General features: G+C 60.6%; 19 protein-coding genes and 3 tRNA genes. 7 read left to right on the forward strand and 15 right to left on the reverse strand.

All coding sequences use genetic code 11. The annotated features are described in order from the left end of the window. The first annotated feature begins 143 nt into the window (after positions 1-143). Positions 144-2,021 (forward strand): glycoside hydrolase family 97 protein, encoded by a 1,878-nt coding sequence (locus AC0L39_RS06075; RefSeq protein WP_473261583.1) that lies wholly within the window; start codon positions 144-146, stop codon positions 2,019-2,021. Continuing rightward, positions 1,993-2,220: a glycoside hydrolase family 97 C-terminal domain-containing protein gene (locus AC0L39_RS06080; RefSeq protein WP_473261585.1), complete on the forward strand. Its 228-nt coding sequence runs from the start codon at positions 1,993-1,995 to the stop codon at positions 2,218-2,220. The genes AC0L39_RS06075 and AC0L39_RS06080 overlap by 29 nt, the downstream gene beginning before the upstream one ends. A gap of 7 nt (positions 2,221-2,227) precedes the next feature. Here AC0L39_RS06080 and AC0L39_RS06085 read toward each other — a convergent pair. The 4 genes from AC0L39_RS06085 to AC0L39_RS06100 form a co-directional block, all read right to left on the reverse strand. Then, positions 2,228-2,304 (reverse strand) — tRNA-Pro (locus AC0L39_RS06085). Between the two features lie 49 nt (positions 2,305-2,353). Continuing rightward, positions 2,354-2,429 (reverse strand) — tRNA-Ile (locus AC0L39_RS06090). Between the two features lie 90 nt (positions 2,430-2,519). Next, positions 2,520-3,530, reverse strand: coding sequence for a polysaccharide deacetylase family protein (locus AC0L39_RS06095; RefSeq protein WP_473261586.1), 1,011 nt, complete (start codon positions 3,528-3,530; stop codon positions 2,520-2,522). 76 nt (positions 3,531-3,606) lie between these two features. Beyond that, entirely contained in the window at positions 3,607-5,400 is a 1,794-nt protein-coding gene (locus tag AC0L39_RS06100) for a histidine kinase dimerization/phospho-acceptor domain-containing protein (protein WP_473261587.1), read from the reverse strand. A 249-nt stretch (positions 5,401-5,649) separates the two neighbouring features. Between AC0L39_RS06100 and AC0L39_RS06105 the strand changes: the two genes are divergently transcribed. Beyond that, positions 5,650-6,111, forward strand: a complete 462-nt coding sequence (locus AC0L39_RS06105; RefSeq protein ID WP_473261589.1) for an Lrp/AsnC family transcriptional regulator — start codon at positions 5,650-5,652, stop codon at positions 6,109-6,111. A 1-nt stretch (position 6,112) separates the two neighbouring features. Beyond that, positions 6,113-6,574, forward strand: coding sequence for a GFA family protein (locus AC0L39_RS06110; protein ID WP_473261590.1), 462 nt, complete (start codon positions 6,113-6,115; stop codon positions 6,572-6,574). A gap of 3 nt (positions 6,575-6,577) precedes the next feature. Here the strand turns inward: AC0L39_RS06110 and AC0L39_RS06115 are convergent, their stop codons facing one another. Further along, the gene (locus AC0L39_RS06115) at positions 6,578-7,888 is read right to left on the reverse strand and encodes an NAD(P)/FAD-dependent oxidoreductase (RefSeq protein ID WP_473262301.1); all 1,311 of its coding nucleotides are present in this window, start codon (positions 7,886-7,888) and stop codon (positions 6,578-6,580) included. A 299-nt stretch (positions 7,889-8,187) separates the two neighbouring features. Here AC0L39_RS06115 and AC0L39_RS06120 point away from each other — a divergent pair, with 299 nt between their 5' ends. After that, complete coding sequence (locus AC0L39_RS06120) at positions 8,188-9,384, forward strand: HWE histidine kinase domain-containing protein (RefSeq protein ID WP_473261592.1); 1,197 nt, start codon at positions 8,188-8,190, stop codon at positions 9,382-9,384. A gap of 83 nt (positions 9,385-9,467) precedes the next feature. On the opposite strand, the gene accC is transcribed toward AC0L39_RS06120, so the two are convergent. The 3 genes from accC to AC0L39_RS06135 all read right to left on the reverse strand — a co-directional run bounded on the left by accC (position 9,468) and on the right by AC0L39_RS06135 (position 11,857). After that, positions 9,468-10,817: an acetyl-CoA carboxylase biotin carboxylase subunit gene (accC, locus tag AC0L39_RS06125; protein ID WP_473261594.1), complete on the reverse strand. Its 1,350-nt coding sequence runs from the start codon at positions 10,815-10,817 to the stop codon at positions 9,468-9,470. 14 nt (positions 10,818-10,831) lie between these two features. Further along, the gene (accB, locus tag AC0L39_RS06130; RefSeq protein ID WP_473261595.1) at positions 10,832-11,323 is read right to left on the reverse strand and encodes an acetyl-CoA carboxylase biotin carboxyl carrier protein; all 492 of its coding nucleotides are present in this window, start codon (positions 11,321-11,323) and stop codon (positions 10,832-10,834) included. A 93-nt stretch (positions 11,324-11,416) separates the two neighbouring features. Next, positions 11,417-11,857: a type II 3-dehydroquinate dehydratase gene (locus tag AC0L39_RS06135; RefSeq protein WP_473261596.1), complete on the reverse strand. Its 441-nt coding sequence runs from the start codon at positions 11,855-11,857 to the stop codon at positions 11,417-11,419. 350 nt (positions 11,858-12,207) lie between these two features. Between AC0L39_RS06135 and AC0L39_RS06140 the strand changes: the two genes are divergently transcribed. Beyond that, on the forward strand, positions 12,208-13,062 hold the full coding sequence (locus AC0L39_RS06140) for an N-acetylmuramoyl-L-alanine amidase (RefSeq protein ID WP_473261597.1): 855 nt from the start codon (positions 12,208-12,210) through the stop codon (positions 13,060-13,062). 31 nt (positions 13,063-13,093) lie between these two features. Here AC0L39_RS06140 and AC0L39_RS06145 read toward each other — a convergent pair whose 3' ends face one another. The 7 genes from AC0L39_RS06145 to AC0L39_RS06175 all read right to left on the reverse strand — a co-directional run bounded on the left by AC0L39_RS06145 (position 13,094) and on the right by AC0L39_RS06175 (position 22,100). Beyond that, positions 13,094-13,507 carry a holin family protein gene (locus tag AC0L39_RS06145; protein WP_473261599.1) on the reverse strand — a complete coding sequence of 138 codons (414 nt, stop codon included), beginning with the start codon at positions 13,505-13,507 and terminating at the stop codon, positions 13,094-13,096. Between the two features lie 75 nt (positions 13,508-13,582). Continuing rightward, entirely contained in the window at positions 13,583-14,401 is an 819-nt protein-coding gene (locus AC0L39_RS06150; RefSeq protein WP_473261600.1) for an HpcH/HpaI aldolase/citrate lyase family protein, read from the reverse strand. 125 nt (positions 14,402-14,526) lie between these two features. After that, the gene (locus AC0L39_RS06155) at positions 14,527-15,567 is read right to left on the reverse strand and encodes a hypothetical protein (protein WP_473261601.1); all 1,041 of its coding nucleotides are present in this window, start codon (positions 15,565-15,567) and stop codon (positions 14,527-14,529) included. Further along, positions 15,564-16,709 (reverse strand): TonB-dependent receptor plug domain-containing protein, encoded by a 1,146-nt coding sequence (locus tag AC0L39_RS06160; RefSeq protein ID WP_473261603.1) that lies wholly within the window; start codon positions 16,707-16,709, stop codon positions 15,564-15,566. The genes AC0L39_RS06155 and AC0L39_RS06160 overlap by 4 nt, the downstream gene beginning before the upstream one ends. Positions 16,710-17,112: 403 nt before the next feature. Next, positions 17,113-18,636, reverse strand: coding sequence for a tryptophan halogenase family protein (locus tag AC0L39_RS06165; RefSeq protein WP_473261604.1), 1,524 nt, complete (start codon positions 18,634-18,636; stop codon positions 17,113-17,115). Between the two features lie 99 nt (positions 18,637-18,735). Then, a complete protein-coding gene (locus AC0L39_RS06170) occupies positions 18,736-21,777 on the reverse strand; it encodes a TonB-dependent receptor domain-containing protein (RefSeq protein WP_473261606.1) in 3,042 nt (1,013 codons plus the stop codon). 246 nt (positions 21,778-22,023) lie between these two features. Further along, positions 22,024-22,100: transfer RNA gene (locus AC0L39_RS06175), tRNA-Pro, on the reverse strand. Between the two features lie 240 nt (positions 22,101-22,340). On the opposite strand from AC0L39_RS06175, the gene yajC reads away from it, so the two are divergent. Next, on the forward strand, positions 22,341-22,667 hold the full coding sequence (yajC, locus tag AC0L39_RS06180) for a preprotein translocase subunit YajC (RefSeq protein WP_218315158.1): 327 nt from the start codon (positions 22,341-22,343) through the stop codon (positions 22,665-22,667). Positions 22,668-22,671: the final 4 nt, after the last annotated feature.

Raw genomic sequence — 22,671 nt, forward strand, 5'->3', positions numbered from 1 at the left:
GCGCTCAATGCAAAAGTTTGCATAAAAATGCGTTGGAGAGAAGCAGTATTTCCATGCTATATGGGGAACTGAGAGAAAGATTTGCAGAAATTTGCATAATGCATGAATGGCTGCACGCTGCAAAATCGATGGGAGAGAAATCGATGCTGAACATTCAATCTGGTGTCATGGGCGCCTGCGCGCTTTTCGCCCTGGCCAGCGGACCGCTTCATGCCGAAACGCTCGAAGTGACATCGCCCGATGGCGCTATCACGGTCACCGTCTCGGACGAAGGCGGTCATGCGACCTATAGTGTTTCGCATGGCGGCGAGTTGGCGATGGAGCCTGCGCGGCTGGGCCTGCTGTTTGCCGATCATCACGGCTTCGAGGACGACCTCGCGATTACCGCTTCGGCCCGCAATGCCCATGACGACAGCTGGGGGCAGCCGTGGGGTGAGCGCCGCATCGTGCGCGATCATCACAATGAACTCGCCGTGACGTTCTCTGCCGAAGAGGGGCCGGACCGGGCAATGACGGTGCGGTTCCGCGTCTTCGATAGCGGCATCGGATTTCGCTATGAGCTGGCCGAGCAGGAAGCGCTTGAAGGTGACCTGCGCATCACGGGCGAGCTGACGCAGTTCAATATCGGCCCGGAAGCCGAAGCGTGGTGGACGCCCAGCCGGCAGTACAACCGCTACGAATACATCTACCGTGACGGCAAGGCGGGCGTGGTCGATGACGCGCACACGCCGGTTACCTTCCGCCAGCCTTCGGGCCTGCACATCTCCATTCACGAAGCCGCGCTGGTCGATTATTCGGGCATGTCGCTGCTCGCGCTTCGCCCCGGCAATTTCGAGGCCGCGCTGCGGGCCGGATCGGACGGGATCAAGGTCCACACGCAGGCTCCGTTCAAATCGCCCTGGCGCACGATCCAGGTCGCTCCCAAGGCGGTTGGGCTCATCAACTCCGACATCATCCTCAACCTCAACGAACCGAACACACTCGGCGATGTGTCATGGGTGGAGCCCGGCAAATATGTCGGCATCTGGTGGGCGATGCATATCCGCGACCGCACGTGGGGCAATGACGGCATCCACGGCGCGAACAATGAGGATACGCGGGCGTATATCGACTTCGCCGCCGAGCATGGCTTTAAAGGCGCGCTGGTCGAAGGCTGGAACACTGGCTGGGACGGCGACTGGTTCAATAATGGCGAGCTGTTCAGCTTTACCGAAGCCTATCCCGATTTCGACCTCGAGGAGCTCGGCGCCTATGCCCTGTCCAAGGGCGTTCGTATCATCGGCCACCACGAAACCAGTGGCAATGTTGCGAATTACGAAGCGCAAATGGAGGACGCTTTCGACCTCTACCGGCGTGTCGGCGTGTCGCAGGTCAAGACCGGCTATGTCGCCGATGCGGGCGACATTGTGCGGTACGACGAAAACGGTGTGAAGCAATATGAGTGGCACGATAGCCAGTTCATGGTGGGTCATCACCTGCGCGCCGTGAAAGCCGCCGCCGAGCGGCAGATCTCGATAAACGCGCATGAGCCGGTGAAGGACACCGGCCTGCGCCGCACCTATCCCAACTGGATGACCCGCGAAGGCGCACGCGGCATGGAGTTCAACGCGTGGGGAACGCCGCCCAATCCCACTTCGCACGTTTCCACGCTGGCCTTCACCCGGATGCTGAGCGGGCCCATGGACTTTACGCCCGGCATCTTCGACCTGAAGCCGAATGAGAAACCGCCCCTGCGTGAAGACATGCAACGCGGCGATCCCTCCAACCGCCCGCAGACCACGCTTGCCAAGCAGCTGGCGTTATACGTGGTGCTCTATTCGCCGCTCCAGATGGCAGCCGACCTCCCGGAGAATTACGAAGCGCGCCCGGACGCCTTCCAATTCATCAAGGATGTTGCCGCCGATTGGGAAGAAAGCATCGCGCTGCAGGGCGAGGTCGGACAGTTCGTCGCCATCGCACGGCAGGCGCGGGGATCTGACGAATGGTTCCTGGGTGCGGTTACCGATTCTGAGCCCGCGTGATCTGAGCGTCCCACTCGATTTTCTCGACGACGGCGTGACCTACAAAGCCCAGATCTACCGTGACGGCGCCAATGCGCATTGGGACACCAACCCGTACGATTACGTGATCGAAGAGCGCGAAGTCACGACCGCAAGCGCGCTGGAGGCGGGACTTGCATCGTCAGGGGGCATAGCGGTGCGGTTTGTGCCAAAAACCTAAGAGATGATGGTCGGGGAGAGAGGATTCGAACCTCCGACCCCCTGTACCCAAAACAGGTGCGCTACCTGGCTGCGCCACTCCCCGACATTCATCTCGTTCGTTCGCGACACCGGCTGAGCCCCATTCGAGACCTTGGTGGGCCCGGCAGGATTCGAACCCGCGACCTAGCCGTTATGAGCGGCCAGCTCTAACCGCTGAGCTACAGGCCCACAAAGTCCCAAAGCGTCGCTTCGCGGCGCGAACGAGGAAGGCCCCTACAGCGGCCTATCGCGAGACACAAGCACGAAGCGCGCTCGATATCACCGAATTATCGCTGCACGTACCGATATGATGTCTTTCAGGCTCGCCGATGTCACTTCGCGCTGGTGGAGATAGGCGTAGGTCTCTCGCAGCCAGTCATACAGGCATTCCACGTCGTGGCGGGTCTTTGCATAGGGCGTATTACCAGGCGCGAGCGAGGGGCTGTGCAGCGACATGACCAGCAGCGGCAGCCCGTCATCGAGTGCAATGTCGATACCCCGCAGCGCCTCCTCGCGGGTAACACCTTCGGGCGTGAGGGCAATGCGTTCGAGCAGATGAAGCCTTGAAAATGCTGCGAACATGGTCGGCACATGGCGCTGGGCGCGGTGCAACCGCTTGCCGAGCTGACGCAGCACGCCCCAATAGACGCTCGTTATCGGCAGCTCCAGCACGCTGCGGTCCGGGTCGGCCCAGTAAGGCCGCACCGGATGGTGGGTGTAATCGGGTCCGCCTTCGTCGCTGTAATCGAACAGCGGGCGCACCGACATGTCGATCGCGACGCCCGCTTGTTTGAGCATTGCAATGCTGCTTTCTCCGAGGCCGTAGCGTCCTCCGCGATAGGCGAGCGGCTGCACGCCAAACGCCCTCTCTATCGCCTCGAAAAGCGCAGTGAATTTCGCCGTTTCGAGATCAGGAGGCAAATTGCCCGCAAAGGAATTGCGCCGGCTGAGCTCCTCGTCGAACGGCGGATTGACCCAGCTGTGGAGCTGCGCCCCGATATCGGCTTTGCCGCGCAAGACCGCATCGGCGATGATCTCTGTCGCAGCTTCGTGCTGCGTAATCGGCCAGTCGACCAGGTAGACCGGGTGCGCGCCAATCTCTTCGCAGAAGCCCTGGAACCGCGCGATCTCGTCGACATGATCGAGGCTATAGCCGCCGCGCTGGAACGGCGCGTTCCAATCGAACTCTTCCTCGGTATCGACAGTCAGGACGACCCGCTTGCCGAAGCCATCGGCAAATGTCGCAGCGCCGCCCGGTGGGGCTGGCTCCAGAATAGAGCCTTGTGCCATCCTTGATCGCCCTCCCGGGCGTGAGGGCCGCCGGCTTTATCCGAGCGGCCGGTGAAAATGCTCTCCAGAGACGTTATCAGGCCTGCGCGCCTGCGTCTCCTTTCCCGTCTTGGCTAGGCAGGGCCTGCAGGGCGGTCAAGAGCGGCAGGGTGAGCGTCACCGCTTCATCATTCACGGTAAGCTTTCCGCCAGCGCCGCGCGCTTCGGCGCGGGCGAGCCGCAATGTGAAGCCGGCGCCAAAAAGTCCGGCATTGATCGCGGTGTCGACGGGCTTGGCCTCGGCGGCAAACACGTCTTCTTCGGCAATCAACTGTGCGGGCAAATCGCAGGTCAGCACTGCTTCGCCGCCTTTCGTAGTGATCTCGGCAACCAGCATTTCGCCCGATGCACACAAGCCGCCAAGGGTTGCGAGCAGCCGCCAAAGGAGCGCTTCTGCGTCGTCGCTGTCCAGCGCGACGATGACTTTGCCCGCGGCCTCGGGTTCGAAATCGATCCCAGCCATGCGGGCGCGCAGGACTTGTCCAATCTGCCTCGTGACGCGCGCGACGAGGTCGGTGAGGTCGGTCTCGCCCTCCTCCGCTTCAATTGCGCCGGTTTCCAGCTTTGCCAGTCGGTCGAGTTCCTCGAAGCCTGCAAGAATGCGCGCCGCGTCGGCGGCGATGGCGGCGGCGAGAGCGCGGTATTCGTGCGGTGCTGGGCCGAACAATTGCTGCTGGATGACCTCGGCATAACCTTGCACAGCGGTGACGGGGGTGCGCAATTCGTGGAGCAATTGACGGATCCGGTCGGCTTCGCGGGCAGCGGGAGACATGCGGTCGCCGTCCCCGCCTCCGAGACGCCTGAACCGGCCGAGATAGCCCGCAAAGTTGCCTTCTTCGGTAAAGGAGGGCTGCGCATCGACGATCCATTCGCCCGCGATCGCTTCCGAACCTTTGAGCGTCATCGCACCGGTTGCGATTGGCTGGCGGCGGCCAAAGGCACGCTCGAGCGGCGTCTCGCTGTCATTGCCGCCAAGAACCGGCGGCCTCACCAGCCGAGTGCCGACCACCATCGGTGCAATTTCGCTCTCCGCCCAATCGATCCGTCCGCTGGCATCGGCGGAAAAACCAAAGGCGCGAATGATCCGCTCACTGGGCTGAGCGACTTCGCCCAGCGGAAGGCGAGGGGAGCGATCGGTGTCGGTCGGTGCAAGGTCCCGGGTGCGGCGGAATTGAGCGATACGCTCGACCAGCGCGGAGATTTCGCTCCGCCCTGAATCGGCGGGATCCATCGTGCGAACCGGTTGCCGCGGTGTCGGCTCGGCCTTCCGGGCATCGCTCGGCCAAGGCTCGCGCGCCGGTGCGGGCTCCGGTGTCGGTCCGGGTTCCGCTTCCGGCTCGGGGGCAGACACAGCAGGGTCATCCTGCCGCTCGCCTGCCGGGCGCGGCAGGCCGCGATCATACACGCCAAGCCGTTCGAGCAATTGCTCGGCATCCACCGGTAAATCGCGCCGCAGCCGCAGGAAACCGCGCGCACGCACTGGCAGACGCGGGATTAGCGCGGACCAGTCTTCGGCGGTCAATTGCGCACGGCCCAGAGCTGCCGAAGCCACTTCGGGTTCGTGCTCGGCAAGATGGGCGGCAAGGTCGGCGCTGCGAAACCGCCAGCCGGCCTCCCGAATCATTTTGGCGCGGTTCCCTGCCGGAATGTCTTCGGCAAGCTTGTCCATCCGCAGCCATGCGGCGGCGACCAGGCTCTGGCTGCGTTCATCCAGGCTTGCAAACTTGCGGTTGCCCAGGATGTCCAGCAATTGCCGGAATTGCGCGCGTGCGCCCGCCTCGCTCGTGGCGCGCTGGCGCAACACAGTAGCAAGGCGGTCGTCAAAGAACATCGGGGCTCCAGCTATCCAATGGGCTCGCTCCATAATGCGGGCGCATCGATTCCATCATAGCCATTACACCATGCGGCATCTGTTATAGGTGAACAGTGACAGTGCGTTGCAAAGCGGGACAATTGCTGGCAAACCTAATAATATTAGCGATGCGCGCATCCTTGCGGGCATGTTCTTTCGCTTTCGGGTTAATTGCAAAGCGGCGATCAATTGAGCGGCGCCGCGTTCGCTACGGGGAGTTGCCCACCAATGGCCAATCTAGACGAGATCGACAAGCGCCTGCTGGCAGAATTGCAGGCTGAAGGCCGAGTTACCAACGTCGAACTTGCCCAGCGCGTCGGATTGACCGCACCGCCATGCCTGCGCCGGGTGCGTGGACTTGAGGAAGACGGCGTTATTCGCGGCTATCACGCCGATCTCGATCCATCCAAGCTCGGCTTTGCGATTACCGTTTTCGCGATGGTAAGCCTGAAAAGCCAGGCCGAGAGCGCGCTGCGCGAGTTCGAGGACCACATGGCCGGCCTGCCCGAAGTGCGCGAATGCCACATGCTCAATGGCGAGATCGACTTCATTCTCAAGATTGTGAGCCAAGACCTTCAAAGCTTTCAGGAATTCCTGACAGGAAAGCTGACCCCCGCGCCCAATGTGGAAAGCGTCAAAACCTCGCTGACAATCCGCACTTCGAAACAGGTGCCTGGCGCGCCTCTATGAGATGGCGTCTATGACCGGAGAGGATACCGCGCGCATGGACGACGACCTGACCGGCCACTGCCTGTGCGGTGCGGTGTCGATCACTCTCGAGCGCACTCATAAACAGATCGATGTGTGCCACTGCACAATGTGCGCGAGATGGGGCGGGGCCATGTATGCCGGGCTCGAATCGGACGGCGCCACCGTCACCGGTGACGACAGTATCTCGGTGTTCCAGTCGAGTGAGTGGGCAGAACGGGCCTTTTGCGCCAGGTGCGGCAGCAACCTCTGGTACCGGTTCAAGCCGACCGGCAATCGCACATTCCTTGCAGGCCTGTTCGATCTTCCCGAAGGCTGGGACATCAAACAGCAGATATTCGTCGATGAAAAGCCGGACTGGTACGATCTGGTTCAGCAAAGCCCGATGAAGACCGGCAAGCAAATCATCGCTGAGGCGAAGGCGGCGGGTTTCAGCTTCGATTAGCGGTCAGTGCAGTTTCAGCTTGGGCCGAATGATGCGGTTCACGCGCCCGACGATCATCAGTCCCATTCCTTTCCACCAGCCGTGGATACCCAGCAGGTGGAGGCGATAGAGCGAGGTGTAGATGAAGCGCGCCATGCGCCCTTCCACGGCGAGGCTGCCGCCGACGAGGTTTCCCATCAGGCTCCCGACGGTTGAAAAGCGGCTGAGCGAGATCAGCGAACCCTTGTCCTGATAGACGAAGGTCTTGAGCTTCCTGCCTTTGAGCGATCGCACGATGTTGTCGTAAACGGTGTTCGCCATCTGATGCGCGGCCTGAGCGCGAGGCGGGATGGGCGCATCTTCCCCTTCGGGCACGTAGGAGGCGCAATCGCCAAGTGCGAATATGCGATCATCGGTCAGCGTTTGCATGGTCCCGTGCACTTTGATCTGGTTGCGCGGGTTCGTCTCGAGGCCGAGGGTGCCGAGGAACTCCGCGCCCTTCACCCCTGCCGCCCAGACGATAAGGTCGGCCTCGATATGTTCGCCCGAACTCGTCAGCAAGGTGCGCGGACGCGCCTCGATCACCTGCGTGTCGACCTTCACCGCCACGCCCAGCTCGGTCAGCTCGTGCCGGGCGGCATCGGACAGCCGTTCGGGCAGAGCAGGGAGGATACGCCCGCCCGCCTCGAGCAGGGTTACGTTCAGCCGGCTTTCGTCGAACACTTCGAGCCCGTAATGCCGCAGCGCCCCAGCCGCATTGTATAGCTCGGCTGCTAGCTCGACACCGGTTGCGCCCGCGCCGACGATGGCGATTTTCACCTGCTCATTAGCGTCGGGATTGGCCATCATCGCGCGGCTTACCCGCAGGCAATGGTTGAGCAAGCGCGCGCGAAACCGGTCGGCCTGCTCGCGGGAATCGAGATAGATGCAATGCTCCTTGACGCCGGGCACGCCGAAATCATTTGAAATCGATCCGACCGCAAGGACAAGGTAGTCAAAGCGGATCGTGTGACCGGCAATCACTTCGGTGCCGTCCTTGTCGTACATCGGGGCGAGGCTGATCGTTTGCGCCGCGCGATCGATCCCGTCGAGGCTGCCCTGAAAGAACCGGTAACCCCAGCGGTAGCAATGTCCGCGGTAGCCAACTTCATCCAGATTGGCGTCAAGCGATCCTGCGGCGACCTCGTGCAGCAACGGCTTCCAGATGTGGCTCAGATTCTGATCGACAAGGATGATGTCGTGATGCTTGCGCCCGAACTTCGCGCCCAGCTTGCGGACGAGCTCCAGCCCGCCAGCTCCGCCGCCCACCACCACGATCTGCGTCTTGCGATCCACGCCGTCATCCCCGCCGGTCACTCCTTTGGAATGAGCGATAGCAGAGGAATCGGCAGGATTGCCAATATGAGCCTCGCCAGCGCGCGGCTTGATAACGGATTCATGTTTCACGATGCGCCAACGGTTTCGGGCGGCATTGGTGCCCGGCGCTGCGTTCCGAATGTTCCAATAAGCCCGCGCACCTACTCGCTCAAGCACAACCAGATTGGAGGCAACCTACGCATTCAACCGGAGGGAAAATTACGGAGAGGATCGCTAGGCAAGCCAGCTAAGGGTTTGCAAAAAGGGGGGCTAAGCCATTGAACGCGCTATTCGAATATGAGCAATACATGCCGCATGGCATGTGCCTGTTGTGGGAGCCGTGGCTCGTCCTGCTTTGGGCGGGATCGGACCTGCTGATCTTTTTTGCGTATATGCTCATCCCCCTTGCGCTTTTCATGGTTTTGCGCAGGCGACCCGATATTCGCCACCGCGGCCTGGTCACACTGTTTGCTTCGTTCATTCTGCTGTGCGGTGTGACCCATGCAATGTCGATCGTGACTCTATGGACCGCAATCTATCCGCTAATGGGCGCCCTTAAGTTGCTGACCGGATTGGTTTCACTCGCGACCGCAATCGCGCTGTTTCGCCTTATCCCGGCATTGGTCCGCATTCCGACACCGGACCGGCACGAGGCCTTGCTCGATCAATTGTATGCGACGCTGGATGAACTGACCGAAGCGCGTGACGAGCTTGAGCACCGGGTCGAACAACGCACCGAAGAGCTCGAAGAGGCAAACTTGCGGCTCGCCTATGTTGCGCGCGACGCTGTGCAGCGCAGCCGCAAGCTCATCCAGGTCGTGTCTTCCCTGACGCGGCCCGGCGTAGATGCCAGCCAGCACCCGGCAAGCTTTCTGCGCGAACTTCGCGGACGGATCAACGCTCTGACCATCGCAACTTCGACGGTGATGGAGCAATCCGATCAATCGACCGCACGGCTTAAGCGCGTGATCGAGCGCCAGATCGAGCCATTGTTTTCGAACCCGCGAAAGCAGTTGCATGTCGATGGCCCCGACATTGAGGTGGGAGCGCAAGGTGCACAGCAAATCAGCCTTGCCGTATGGGAACTCGCCTCGAGACTTGTGCAGACCCCGATCCCAAGCCGGAAACTGCCGCTGATCTCCGTGACCTGGAGTATTGATGCTGACGGACAGGGTGACCCTTGCCTGTCGCTTGAATGGCGCGAACAGGCAGCCCCAGCCGATCCGGATCAGGACGGTCTGGCAGGCGAGAAAAAGCCGTTTCATGCGGAGGAATTGTCGGAATTCGGGCAGGCATTGCTCACAAGGATCGTCCCGACAATGCTCGGCGGCGAAGGCGAGATTAACGTCGAAGACGACGCCTTCGTCTACCGTCTGAGCTGCCTGCAAAGCGCGATTGACGATCTCGGTGACGACGGAGTAACCAAAGCACTCGGCAGCGGAGAAATGCAGCAGCAGCTTCTTGCGGGAGTATGAGGCGATTGCGCATGTGCGCCGTCAAGCGGTGATGGCGAACCCCCGAAGATGCTCGGCGCCGCATGTATGGAGGGTGAGTGTGCCTATGCTTCGCGCTCGTCCAGCCATTCCTCAAGCCATTTGATCGAGTAGTCCCCGTGCAGGACATCGTTCTGGCGCAGCAATTCCTGATGCAACGGGATATTCGTCTTCACGCCTTCGACGACCATTTCCTCCAACGCGCGGCGCAGGCGCATGATGCAGCCCTCGCGGGTGCGGCCATAGACGATCAGCTTGGCGATCATGGAATCGTAATAGGGCGGGATGCGATATCCGGCGTAAAGGCCCGAATCCACCCGCACATGAAGTCCGCCCGCCGCGTGGTAATAGGTTACTTCGCCGGGGGAGGGGGCAAAGGTGAACGGGTCTTCGGCGTTGATCCGGCATTCGATCGCGTGGCCGCGAAATTCCAGCTCGTCCTGGCTGACAGATAGCGGTTTGCCATCGGCGATGCGGATTTGCTCTCGCACCAGATCAACACCCGTGATTGCTTCGGTTACCGGGTGTTCGACCTGAAGCCGGGTGTTCATTTCGATGAAATAGAACTCGCCGTTTTCCCACAGGAATTCGATCGTGCCTGCGCCGCGATAGGCCATGTCGCGCATCGCTTTGGAACAGACCTCGCCCATGCGCTCGCGCTCCTCGTCCGAAATGACGGGCGAGGGCGCTTCTTCGAGCACTTTCTGGTGGCGCCGCTGGAGCGAGCAATCGCGCTCTCCCAGATGGATCGCGTTGCCATTTCCGTCGCCGAGCACCTGGAATTCGATGTGGCGCGGATTGCCGAGATATTTCTCGATATAGACTGTGGCATCGCCGAATGCGGATTTCGCTTCATTACCGGCGGCCTGCATCAGGCTGGCGAGTTTGTCTTCGCTCTCGCACACTTTCATGCCGCGCCCGCCGCCGCCAGAAGCAGCCTTGATGATCACCGGATAGCCGATCTCGGCCGCGATTTTCTTGCCTTCTTCCGGATCGGAGACCGCGCCATCGGAGCCGGGGACCAGCGGCAGGCCAAGCTCGCCCGCGGTCTTCTTTGCCTGCACCTTGTCGCCCATCGTGCGAATATGCTCGGGCTTGGGGCCGATCCAGGCTATGTCATGCGCCTCGACTATTTCAGCGAACTTCGCGTTTTCCGAGAGGAAGCCGTAGCCAGGATGGATCGCATCGCACTGCGCAACCTCTGCTGCCGAGATAATGTTGGCAACGTTGAGATAGCTGTCGGTGGCAGAAGGCGGGCCGATGCAAACGGCATGATCGGCGAGCCGCACATGCATGGCATCGGCGTCGGCGGTGGAGTGGACCGCGACTGTCTCGATGCCCATTTCGTGCGCCGCCCGGTGGATGCGCAGCGCGATTTCGCCGCGATTGGCGATGAGGATACGGGAAATGCTCATGCTTGCGGTACCGGTTATGCGATGACGGCTAGCGGCTGGTCGAATTCGACCGGCTGCGCGTTGTCGACCAACATCGCCTTGATCGTGCCCGACCTGTCGGCGGTGATCGGGTTCATTACCTTCATCGCTTCAACGATCAGGATCGTGTCGCCTTCGCTGACCTTGTCGCCAACCTTGACGAAGTTCGCCGCGCCGGGCTCGGGGGCGAGATAGACCGTGCCGACCATCGGCGATTTCATGGCGTCGGCGTGATCATCTGCTCCCGGTGCCTCGGCCGGAGCCGGAGCAGCCGGTGAAGGTGCAGCGGCCGGAGCAGGCGCAGGGGCTGTAGCCATCACGGGCGCTGCGGCCACGCCGCCGCGCGATACGCGGATCTTGCGATCGTCGTCCTCGACTTCGATTTCGGTTAGACCGGTCTCATTCAGAAGCTCGGCGAGCTCGCGGACCAGTGCTGCATCGATATTCATGCCGGACTTCTTGCCAGCCGCCGGCTTACTCGTAGCCATGCATACCCCTTGTGTAGTTTGGGGTGTGACTATTCACGCGAATTGCGGCTGGCAAGTGGCAATCGATGCAAACCCTGCAATCTGTTAGGCTGGTCAGACCTCGCCCGACGCCACGGCGTCGAGTGCGATGCGATAGGAATCGGGGCCGTAGCCCTCCACCGTCTTCGCCGCTGCCATCCCCACATAGCTGGTGTGGCGAAAGCTTTCGCGGACCTTGGGATCCGACAAGTGAACCTCGATAACAGGAGTTGTGATGGCCCTGATCGCGTCGAGCAGCGCGATGGAGGTGTGGGTGTAGGCAGCCGCATTGAGCAGAACCGCGCGCGCTCCCTCTGCCTGCGCCTCGTGCAGCCAATCGACCAGCATCCCTTCGTGATTGCTTTGCCGCAAGTCGATGACAAGGCCGAGTTCGCGCGACTGGTCCTCCAGCATCCCTGCAATCTCATCCAGCGTAGTGGAGCCGTAGATCTCAGGCTCACGCAGGCCAAGAAGATTGAGGTTGGGGCCGTTGAGGACATAGACGGTGTTGGTCATCCGCTGGGCTTAGCGCGGCACATGCAAAGTGCAAAATTTCTCGCTCGGGTAGAACAGGCGCTGGATGAGAAGCGCTTCGACCGAACGCAAGTCTCGCGGGTCAGCAATCAAGACAAGCCGATATTGCTGACCCATTTTTTTCGAAACCTGGCTCGTCAGGAAACTAACGAATTGTATAAAAAGGGCTAAAATTCCTTCGCATCGCGCAGAATGGGTTAAGAGGCGTGTTAATTAAAGTCACCCGACTGTAATCGCTCACCGGGATACAAAGCTAATACTTAATTGCGTATTAGTTAGCGTAGGCCGCTGTGTTATTGGTCGGGACTGGAACATCGAAAGAGGAGGAGACGATGCCTGTTCAAAGCACGAGCACCTGGACAATAGCACGCGGTATTCTGAAGAAAGACGGTAATCCGGTCGAACAGATCAAGTCTCCCAACACCAGCGGAAACTTTGCGAAACCGCCCAAGATCGTGGTGATGCATTACACGGCGGGCAGTTCGGCGCGGTCATCGGCCAACTGGTTCAAGAACCGCAATGCGTCAGCGTCGGCGCATGTCGTTATCGCCCGAGATGGCACGGTGCTTCAGTGCGTTTCCTTCGACAAGGTGGCGTGGCATGCGGGCCGGTCTCGCTGGGGGAGTATCAAGGGTTTGAACCGGCATTCAATCGGCATCGAGCTCGCCAATTGGGGGCCATTGCAATCTTCAGGCGATGGCTGGGCGTCCTACACCGGATCGCGGATTGCGGATCCTGTCATCGCCGCGCATCGCAACGGCAATCCGGACGGATCGCGCACGCCGATTGGCTGGGAGCGCTATTCCGAAGAACAGATGGAAAGCGCGCGGGCAGTTGTCGCTGCGCTTGTCGAAAAATACGCTATCAACGAGATCGTTGGACATGACGATATCGCCCCGGTGCGCAAGCACGATCCGGGTCCTGCGTTCGACATGACGCGGTTTCGCAACGCCATGCTCGGATCGCGCGGCGATGATGGCGATGCCCATGCCACTGTCAATGCAGCGAGCGGGCTGAACCTGCGCGCCGGACCGAGCACCAGCAACGATGTGATCGCGAAACTCGCGGACGGTACGAAGCTGGAATTGCTCGGCCAGGCCGGGGCGTGGCTTCAGGTCTCGGCGCTTGATGGCAGCGGTGTCCCGGTTGAAACCGGCTGGGTCCACTCGCACTACGTGAGGATGTAGTGGAGTTGGCGCTGCTTGTTGGCTGCGGCGCTTATCTGTCGACGCCCTTCACTTTGCCCCATTGGCGCGCGGCGGTGTAGCCGAGATAGCCGGTCCCGAAGAGCGCGTAGAGCGGTTCTGGCAGGCCGCCGAGATAGGCGTTCATGCCCGCTGCAATATCGCGCGCAGCGCCGGGGTTGAAAGCGGCGAGCAGACCCATTGGCAACGCCCACAGGATGAGCGAATACATCACATAGAGAAATGAGGGCCGGGCGCGGCTGGTCCACGGGTCTTTCGAATTGGCCTCGGCGACGATGGCCTGCAGGCGCGCCTCGATCAGGCGCATTTCCTGTGTGCCTTCCAGCTTCATGAGCTCGAGCTTGGCTTTGGCTCGGGCCTCCTTGTCGGGGATGATCTTGTCGATGATCGAGGTGATCGGTCCGATCAGGGTTTCGAGAATAGCCATGTGTCGCGCTCCAATTGGGGGTGAATCGCGAGTTTGCTAACCTAAATGGTTATAGTAGGAAAATCAATAAACCTGTTATACCTCACCGGCCTCGGCCAACACGCGTTCAGCCAGGGCAAGATGCGGTCTGTCCAGCATGTTGCCATCCATTGAAACGGTGCCCGCACCCGGATTGTCGGCAAAGGCCTGGATCACGGCGCGCGCTTCGGCGATTTCCTCCGCGCTGGGCGTGAAAGCCTCGTTTATCGGAGCGACCTGTGCCGGGTGGATCGCGAGCATCCCTCGAAACCCTTGCGCGCGGACGCTCCTCGCGCGGGCGGACAGTGCATCGAGGTCGCGGAATTCGGGCTGTACCGTTTCGATCGGCGCGACGCCTGCCTTGACCGCGCCGAGCAGGCACAGGCTCCGCGCCATTTCGTAGACGTGGGCGTATTCGCCATCGGGCCTGCGCTGCTCGCGCGCGCCCAGTTCGCTCGAGAGGTCTTCCGCGCCCCAGCTCATCGCTACAAGGCGCGGCGCGCCGCCATAGGTGCCGGTCGTGAACATCGCCGCGGCGGTTTCGGTCACGAGTGCCGCCACCCGGATTGCGCCGACTTCCAGCCCCGCTTCGACCTCGCGAGCTGTGAGCATCGCGTCTATTCGCTCGACATCATGACCGCCCTCGGCCTTGGGCAGGAAGATACCTCCGGGAGCAGCTGGGACCACCGCGTCGAGATCGGCCTCGGTCCAGTCTCCCGAGAGCGGATTGACCCGGACCCAGACGCGCGAACGGTCCACCGCGCCGGTAACAGCCTCGACCACGGCACCGCGCGCATCCGCCTTGTTCTCGGGCGTCACCGAATCTTCCAGATCGAGCAGCGCTACATCGGCATCGCTCGCTATCGCCTTTTCCATCTTCCTCGCGCTATCGCCCGGCGCGAACAGCCATGAGCGCATTCGGGGAAGGGGGTGCTGGCATCGGTCATCGGATCATCCTCTCGTGCCGACCGGTTAGGCGGGCAGGGTGAGCCGCGCAACCGCTAGAACGAACCTTCGATGTCGAAGGAATAAATCGTGCCGAAGCGGCGCCGCCGCTCCTCGCGAAAATCGACAATGCCTGCGCGACGGTCAATGAAGATCGTACGGTCGAATTCGTCTTTTTGGTCGAGCAGGTTTCCGACCCTCAACCGCGCAGTCATGCCGAACACGTCCTTGTGCTCGACGAATACTCTCGCAAAGCCGAGCGTTTCGATACGCTGCGACACTTCGCCGAGACGAAGGCTGGGGCGGTTCTCGTCGAAGCGATAGAAGGCGCCGATTGCCCAGGGCGTGCCGATGAAGTCTTTTCGCACGTCCAGCTCGAATTCGATGAAGCGGAAATCCGAGAGCTGGCGCGGTGTGCCGAGCAGGGGATCGAGCAATTCGCTGTCCGACCATTCCAATTCCGCATCCAGCCGCAAACCGGGGATGCCGACCGGATCGAACAACAGTGTGAGCTCTGCATCGATACCGCTACGGGTAGCGGAATCGATGTTGCCGGGAGATTCTCCGCCACCTGCAATCGGGATCTGGTCGACAATATCGCTGATCTCTTCGTGGAAAGCGCGCAGGTTAAGCGATCCCAGTGCACCGAGCCCGAGCGCGCTCAGGTCCTGCGTCGCCTCGACTTCAAACAGCCAGCTTTGCGGCGGGACGAGGTTTGCATTGGTGACATCGACGCGGTCCTGGTCGAGATCCGTCGTGGCGATAAAATCGAAGAAGTCGAGCTGGCCGACAACGCGCTCGACCCGGCCAGACAGATTGAGCGTGCGGCCCGCTTTCCAATCAAACGCAGCAAACCCCTTGGGACGATAAAATGTGCGCGTCTGCCCGGCTTCGCCGGACTGGCTGATCTTGGAATATTCTCCGCCGAGCGAGATCTGCATCTGCAGGCTCTCTGCCAGTGCGCGGTTGAAGGTGACGCTGCCCTCGGCTCGGTCTTCTTCTACCCGTGCGCTCGCTCCCTCGAACTGGACGGGCTGCAAATCGCCAAAGGCATCGCGTTCCTGAAGTGAGGATTCAATGTCGAGGAAATTCTTCACTCCCTCCAGCGCAATCTGCAGATCGCCGCCGAGCCCGCCGAACGAATATTCGCCGCGCGCAATCGTTTCGCCTTCATCGGCGTCGCGTGCGAATACGGACCCTTCGAGCGCGCGGTACCGTCGGCGAAGGAGGTCACCACGGCAGAGACGGTCGGGCTGTCCTCGTACCGATTGTATCCAATCAGCTTTAGTCGGCCGCCGCCGAGAGCAAAGCTGTAGTCCGCGCCGACCTCGTAATTGAACTCGTCTTCCGTCGTCGTGAAGCGCCGCAGCCGGTCGACGGTGTCGATGATGCCGCTGCGCTCGGACACCTCGCGGTTGCGCCTGATATTGCCACCCAGGCTGCCGGTCAGGTTGAGGATATTGCCGTTGATGGCCGAATGCGCATAAGAGCCCGACAGGGTCATGCGATCCGAATTGAAATTGGACTGCTCATCGCGAGTGTCGATCAGGTTGCCTGCGGCATCGAAGACCCGTTCGATCCCCTCATTGCCGCGCCGCCCGGCATCGTTTTCCAGGCTCAGCGTCCATTCGGTATTTTCGCCCCCGCCCGCGAGAGAAACTTGCCCATCGCCCCAGCGGAACGGAACGCCAAACGATCGCCATTCTGCAGAATAGCGGAACTGTCCGGTCACTCCTCCGGTCGAGCGGGTGATGACATTCAGGACCTGACCGGTGAGGCCGCCGATATCGAGGCTCGCCCCGTCTACGATCTCCAGCCGCACGACCTCGTCTGCGGGGATGCGTTGAAGCGCCTCGACCGGGCCGTTGGACTTGCCCGATATACGCTGGCCGTTGATGATGACATTGGTGCTGGCTTGGCCGAGACCGCGATTGCCCTCGTCCGACTGGATCGAAAAGCCGGGAATCTGCCGCGCCATGTCGAGCGCACTGCGAGGGGCGAAGCGTTCGAAATCCTCAGGCGTGAAGACCCGGCGAGTTCGCGCTGAGCCGGTCTCCGACGATCCTTCCTGCGCGGCAGCACCGTCCGATGCCACGGACACGTCTCCGCTTACCGCATCCGCCGCAGCGGGAGCCAGCGTAAAAGCGCCGAAACTGGCGGTCAGGAGTAAGGGATAGAGGCTCATACGCTCTCGTTCTGGGAAGTGATAGCGCTCGGCGCACGCTTGAAACAACGCCATGAACGAAAACAATCGCTTGGCAAACGCTTGGTGAGAAACACAGCGGCACTATTCGACGAACGTTCCACAGGCTGGGACAATCGGGATTGACCAAGAATTTTGCAGTGGCCCGCCAACTCACCAATACGGGCGCGCAGATCATATTCGTGACTGGATATATCGCAAATGAGCCGCCCAGAGACGTCCGAAGATGTGGCGGTGATCGAGAGATCGCTCGACGTAAACAATCTCCAAACAGCCATTGCGCAGGTCTATCCGGTCAGGCAGCGCCGCGCCTCCTGATGCATTACTCCATGCGGATCGAGCGATAGGGCGCACGGCAATTCATCCGCCCATGCGGTTGCTCGACCACGCCACGAAAGCGAGGATGAACCCGTCCATTCGCAAGCCCAAGAAAACGTGATCAGCTTTGTATGAAGGCTTCGACGAACCGCTCATGCGGCGGCATGGCTTTCGTCAATTCGCTGTTCTGTGCACTGATTTTCGCGAGGAGATCGCTGAGCTCGCTGTCCGTCATTTCATCGGCAAGCGGGTGCCAGCTTTGCGGAATCACGCCTTGGCCGAGAAATACCTGCGACCAGCCAACTTCGGTGAACAATTCTTCTTCTTCGCGAATGAAATGTCCGGCTGCTCGAAACTGTTCGATCTTTGCCGCCAGCGTATCCGGTAGCTCCATGCTGCGGCACGCATCCCAGTACGCTTCGCCTTCGCGCCCGTTGGCCCAGTAATGCAGGATCAGGAAATCCCTGATCCGGGTCCATTGCCGCGAGATCTCGTGGTTGAATGCCGCGGTGATGGCGGGATCCGGCTTGCGGCGCGGAAGCATCGCCATCAGGCGCGCCACCGAATACTGGATCAGGTGGATACTGGTGGATTCGAGCGGTTCGAGAAACCCTGCTGACAGGCCCACGGCCATGCAGTTTCCGATCCAGTGCTTTGCGCGCGTGCCGGTCTGAAAGCGGATCTGGCGGGGTTCTGCGCTTGGGCTGCCCTCGATATTGGCCAGCAGGTGGTCCCGCGCCTCGCCATCCTCCATGAAATCGCTGCAATACACCACACCGTTGCCGGTCCTGTGCTGGAGCGGGATGCGCCATTGCCAGCCAGCCTTGTGGGCCGTCGACGTTGTGAACGGAGGCGGGGCTTTGTCGCTCTGGCACGGCACGGCCTGCGCGCTGTTGCAGGGCAGCCAATGGCTCCAGTCGCGGTAGTCCGAACCTTCGAGCTTCGATATCAGCAGGGCGCGAAATCCGGAGCAATCGACGAAGAAATCACCCTCGATGCTTCGGCCATCCTCGAGTGATACGCTTCGGATCGATTTGCGATCGGAGCCGATAGCAACCTCCGCGATCTTCCCCTCGATCCGCTCGACGCTCTTGTCTTCCGCAAACCGGCGAAGAAAGGCTGCGTAAAGCGAAGCATCGAAATGATAGGCCCAAGGCATGTTCACGCCCTGGGCAGGCAAACCGCCGCCCGGCATCGCCATCTTGCCTGCACGCGCTGCGACATCATTGATCGCGTAATCGCCGAACGGTCCGGCCAATCCCATTTCTTGACCGCGCAGCCAGAGATGGTGGAAGGGAATGACGCCTGTGTTCTGACCTACTTGGCCAAACGCGTGAAGGTAGTCGCTGCCTTCACCGTTCCAGCCGACGAAGCGGATGCCGAGCTTGAAAGTCGCCTTGGTCTCGCGGACGAACTCGCGTTCATCTATGCCCAAGGCGCGGTTGAATGTGCGTATCTGTGGGATGGTCGCTTCGCCTACGCCGACCGTTCCAATCGCGTCGGATTCGATCAGCACGATCGGCGTCGTCGTCACACGGGAGAGCGCCGCGGCCGCCATCCACCCGGCAGTGCCGCCGCCAACGATGACGATACGCCGCAGCCGGTCGTCAGGGCCCGCGGAGTTCAGTTTGTCGCTAACTTTCATGACGCGTCACCTAGCTCGCTTCATCACGGTCTACCAAGAGCGAGATGAAAAAAGGGCGCCGCGAAGGGCGCCCTTTCTGTATTTCAGGTTGCTCGTGTCTTAGAACCCGAGCTGTTCCGTGGTGAAGCGGAAGCCTGCGTAGAAGTAGCGGCCAAGCCAGCCGGTCGGGGTGTTGTCCAAACCGCGTGACGGCAGTTCATTGGTGAAGTTGTTCACCCCAAGGAAGAAGCTCGCACGTTCATCATCGGTCCGGAATTCGGCCCGCAGATCGTGGATGAACCGCGAGTCGATTTCGAGGAACTCAGGTGCCGCAATATCGGGATCACCTGCGATTTCGTCGATTTCGAACCGCAGCTGTTCACCGATGTACTGGACACCGTAATTGAGCAGGAAGTTGTCCTTCTCCCAAGTGATGTCGGCATTGCCAACCCATTCTGGCGAGCCGATTTCACCGCGATCGTCATCGACGATGCCGCCATTGGCTGGCAGGAATTCGAGCTTGTCGAGGTAGCCCAAGGTTCCTCGCAGATTGATCCGGCCAATATCGCCTGGCTCAAAGCTGTAATTGAGCGTGATATCGGCACCGGCAGTTTCGAGAAACGCCACGTTCTGCGGGCCAAGGATGAAGTTAGATACGAATGCGGTACCTGTATCGCGCGTGATCGCATCACAAAACACGTTGTTAAGGTCCGGCGAGTCCACACAGAACTCCGCCGTTTCGGTCAGTGTAGGGGTTCGAACCGCATTCGTTAGACGGATATCATACCAGTCGAACGTGAGAGTAAAGCCCGGAACGAAGCGCGGCTGCAGGATTACACCCGCAGTCCAGGTCTCGGCATCCTCTTCAGTAAGGTTGCGGTTACCCGAAACCACACCTTCAAGGCTCGCACTCGAAGCGATGTCGCTGTCAAAATCGAACGTGTTGAAGTCTGCCCCAAGCCCATTGATCAGCGTTTCGCAATTGGAGACGCGGAACGAGGTGCCCTGGTTGATGTTGGCCGGGCTGCAAGGATCGGCCAGAAACGCAAAAGTACCGGTGCGCGGAGCGAACAGCTCGGTGATGTTCGGTGCGCGAACCGATTCCGAATATCCGCCGCGGAAGCGGATGTCCTCGATCGGTGCCCACTGGCCGTTGACCGACCACGCTTCAGTGCTGCCAATCGTCGAGTAGTCGGAATACCGGGCCGCCACCGTGACTTCGAGCAATTCGAAGAATGGCACGTCGGAAAGGATCGGCAGGTTGATCTCGCCGAAGACTTCCCAGACATCGAACCCACCGAGTTCGTTGCCAAGCAACGCGAGATCCTGCAACACGCCCGACCCAACGTCGTCCGGACCGGTAGGCGGATCGAAAGTCGCTACTTGCGTCGAGATGGTATCTGGTTCGAAATCGCTCCCTTCGTCACGGTACTCGGCGCCGAAGGCATAACTGATCGCGCCGCCGGGCAGTTCGAAAATCGCGCCGAAGTCCCCCGAAACGAAGCCGTTGATCACGTGCTGGTCTAGGGAGAAGACGTTGGAGGTATCGGCGAGGATGAATGCGAGCGCATCAGCGCTCGGTGCACCTTCACCGAAGATGTTCAGAGGCACACATTGGCCGGGCGAGAACGTCTGCGGCGCTTCGCCGTAATTGAGGTTGCCAGCATCGACGATCGCGCCGCCATCGAGGTTGACGCGGCAATCGACGACGCCGTTCGGCGTACCGGTCAGGAACGCGCCTGCATCGACGGCATCCAGCGCCGCGAAGTACCGGTCTTCAATGCGCTGGTTGGTCGAGGTGTATTTCGTGTCGTTCTTGCCATAGACATAGCTGATCTCGAACCGGGTGTTTTCGTTGATGTCGCCTTCGAAGCCAACGACCGTACGATAAAGGTCACGCTCGAAGATTTCATCGCGCGTTCCGAAATCGAAGTTGTCTCGGTTGAAGAGGACGCCGCCAAACGTACCAAGACCCGCTGCACGGATGTTGGCAGGGATCAGCGGGCTGTCTTCGGAGATGAACGTGAAGAAGTCGAACGATGGCTGAGCAACCGTGAAGTTGTCAGTCTTTACGTACTTGCCTTCGGCGAAGAACCTAATGTCCGGCGTCAACTCGTAATTAAAGAACGCGTTGAACGAGTGGTGCTCGGTCCCTGCCTGAAGGTCGCCCTGATAGCTGTTGATCGGGGTGTTGTCACCGCCCTGTGCAAGGAAGCCCGACTGCGGCAGGAAGAGACCCGGATCGTATGGCGTTCCGTCGCCGTTGAAGGCTGGAGTGAACGAACCGTCGATGACGATACCGCCGCCCGGCGAGCTGTCAGACCAACCGATACGGTCGAGGAAAACATTGTCGGGAATGTTGGGATCATCGGGAATGTCGTTCGGGTTGCGGACCAGCGTATCGGCTGTGAACCGGCCGTTGGGACGCGCCAGCGCATCGACACGGGCATCCTTGCGGAATTCATAGGACAGCGCGATGTTGGCGCGGTCATCGGCGAAGTTCTTGCCGACAGTTGCGGAAACAAAGGTGCTCTCGGCATCGCCGAAATCAGACACGCCTTGCTGCGCGCGGAAATCGACGCCTTCGAAATCGCGGCGCATGATGAAGTTCACCACGCCCGAAACACCGTCGGCACCATAGACCGACGAGACACCGCCGGTCAGCACGTCGATACGTTCGATCAGGCCGACAGGGATCGTGTTGATGTCGACCGCAGCTTCACCGGATACACCGGCGATATGACGGCGGCCATCGACCAGCACCAGAGTGCGGTTCGGGCCGAGATTGCGAAGGTCGAGGAGGTTGACGCCAGCGGCACCGGTACGGGCCTGTGAACCGGCGGCATCGAAATTGTCTTCCGAATTGAACAGGGCCGGCGTCTGGGTCAGCAACTCGGTCACGTTCGTCAGACCCGACTGCTCGATATTCTCGGCAGTGACGGCAACGATCGGAGTAGCGGTTGCTGCTTCAGGGCGCTGGATGCGGGTACCGGTGACGACGATGACGTCGCCCGGTTCGGCCTGGTTGCCTTGGGTCGTGACGTCGGCGTCAGGTGCGGACTGCGCCGAAGCGGCTGCAGGTGCGAAGAGGGAAAGGGCAGCAAGTCCTGCCCCGGTCAGCAAAGCGCTTTTGCGGCCTTGCAAACGTGTGAAAGATTTCATGTTACGACTCCATTAGATGCGGGGACGAGGAAATTTGAGCCCGCATAGAACAATTGCGACAAGCAATAATCATGGCTGCGGACTCGCTTGCAGACAATGCAACTCCGCCCGTCAGATCGTTCTTTTGAGTGCTTGTTGCAAAATCGCAACAAGCTTGGCTTGTGCGAGTGGCATTTCGGCCCGCAATGCTGCGCGCCGCCATTTCGGTTTGGCAGCAGCAGTTCTCGATTCAATGAGTGTTTCCACTGGTCGGGACGACTGGATTCGAACCAGCGACCCCCACACCCCCAGTGTGATGCGCTACCAGGCTGCGCTACGTCCCGTTCCAGTGGAGGCGCGGCCTATACGGCGATGGATGTCGCCATGCAAGCGCGATCGAAAAGGTTCGTCGGGCAAAATCGCGGGAAAAGCTTGGCGCGCGCTCTTGAGGTTCGATTGCGAGGCGCTTGCAATGCTGCTAGGCGCGCCCACTTGAAGCTAAGGGGAGGGGCCGCGTAGGCAGAAATGCCGCGATCCCGCGCCATACGTAGATCATTACCAACTTGTACTGGGTTCGATGACACATGTTTGAAATTCTCGCCGCAGCAGGCGCAGCCGCCGGTGAAGCGCCGCCCGCCTGGATCAACTGGCTGCCGATCATCGGCATGATCCTGATCTTCTGGTTCCTGATCATCCGTCCGCAGATGAAGCGCACGAAGGAACACCAGGAAAAGGTCGCCGGGCTGAAGAAAGGCGACCAGGTCGTTACCCAGGGCGGACTTGTCGGCAAAGTCGTGAAGGTCGACGACACCTATGTCGAGATCGATCTGGCAAAGGATGTCCGCGTCAAGGCGGTCAAGCACACGATCGGCGATATCATCCCGCCGGGCGGCAGTGCAGCCAACGACTGATAGC

The organism is Erythrobacter sp. K21-9 (assembly GCF_055808355.1).

What these genes read in the sequence shown, in the direction of transcription:
- accB (WP_473261595.1), bottom strand. Translation starts at nt 11,323, where the DNA reads ATGGCTACGAGTAAGCCGGCGGCTGGCAAGAAGTCCGGCATGAATATC.
- AC0L39_RS06165 (WP_473261604.1), bottom strand. Translation starts at nt 18,636, where the DNA reads ATGAAAGTTAGCGACAAACTGAACTCCGCGGGCCCTGACGACCGGCTG.
- yajC (WP_218315158.1), top strand. Translation starts at nt 22,341, where the DNA reads ATGTTTGAAATTCTCGCCGCAGCAGGCGCAGCCGCCGGTGAAGCGCCG.
- AC0L39_RS06095 (WP_473261586.1), bottom strand. Translation starts at nt 3,530, where the DNA reads ATGGCACAAGGCTCTATTCTGGAGCCAGCCCCACCGGGCGGCGCTGCG.
- AC0L39_RS06145 (WP_473261599.1), bottom strand. Translation starts at nt 13,507, where the DNA reads ATGGCTATTCTCGAAACCCTGATCGGACCGATCACCTCGATCATCGAC.
- AC0L39_RS06135 (WP_473261596.1), bottom strand. Translation starts at nt 11,857, where the DNA reads ATGACCAACACCGTCTATGTCCTCAACGGCCCCAACCTCAATCTTCTT.
- AC0L39_RS06170 (WP_473261606.1), bottom strand. Translation starts at nt 21,777, where the DNA reads ATGAAATCTTTCACACGTTTGCAAGGCCGCAAAAGCGCTTTGCTGACC.
- AC0L39_RS06160 (WP_473261603.1), bottom strand. Translation starts at nt 16,709, where the DNA reads ATGGCGTTGTTTCAAGCGTGCGCCGAGCGCTATCACTTCCCAGAACGA.
- AC0L39_RS06110 (WP_473261590.1), top strand. Translation starts at nt 6,113, where the DNA reads ATGGCGTCTATGACCGGAGAGGATACCGCGCGCATGGACGACGACCTG.
- AC0L39_RS06140 (WP_473261597.1), top strand. Translation starts at nt 12,208, where the DNA reads ATGCCTGTTCAAAGCACGAGCACCTGGACAATAGCACGCGGTATTCTG.
- accC (WP_473261594.1), bottom strand. Translation starts at nt 10,817, where the DNA reads ATGAGCATTTCCCGTATCCTCATCGCCAATCGCGGCGAAATCGCGCTG.
- AC0L39_RS06150 (WP_473261600.1), bottom strand. Translation starts at nt 14,401, where the DNA reads ATGGAAAAGGCGATAGCGAGCGATGCCGATGTAGCGCTGCTCGATCTG.
- AC0L39_RS06075 (WP_473261583.1), top strand. Translation starts at nt 144, where the DNA reads ATGCTGAACATTCAATCTGGTGTCATGGGCGCCTGCGCGCTTTTCGCC.
- AC0L39_RS06100 (WP_473261587.1), bottom strand. Translation starts at nt 5,400, where the DNA reads ATGTTCTTTGACGACCGCCTTGCTACTGTGTTGCGCCAGCGCGCCACG.
- AC0L39_RS06105 (WP_473261589.1), top strand. Translation starts at nt 5,650, where the DNA reads ATGGCCAATCTAGACGAGATCGACAAGCGCCTGCTGGCAGAATTGCAG.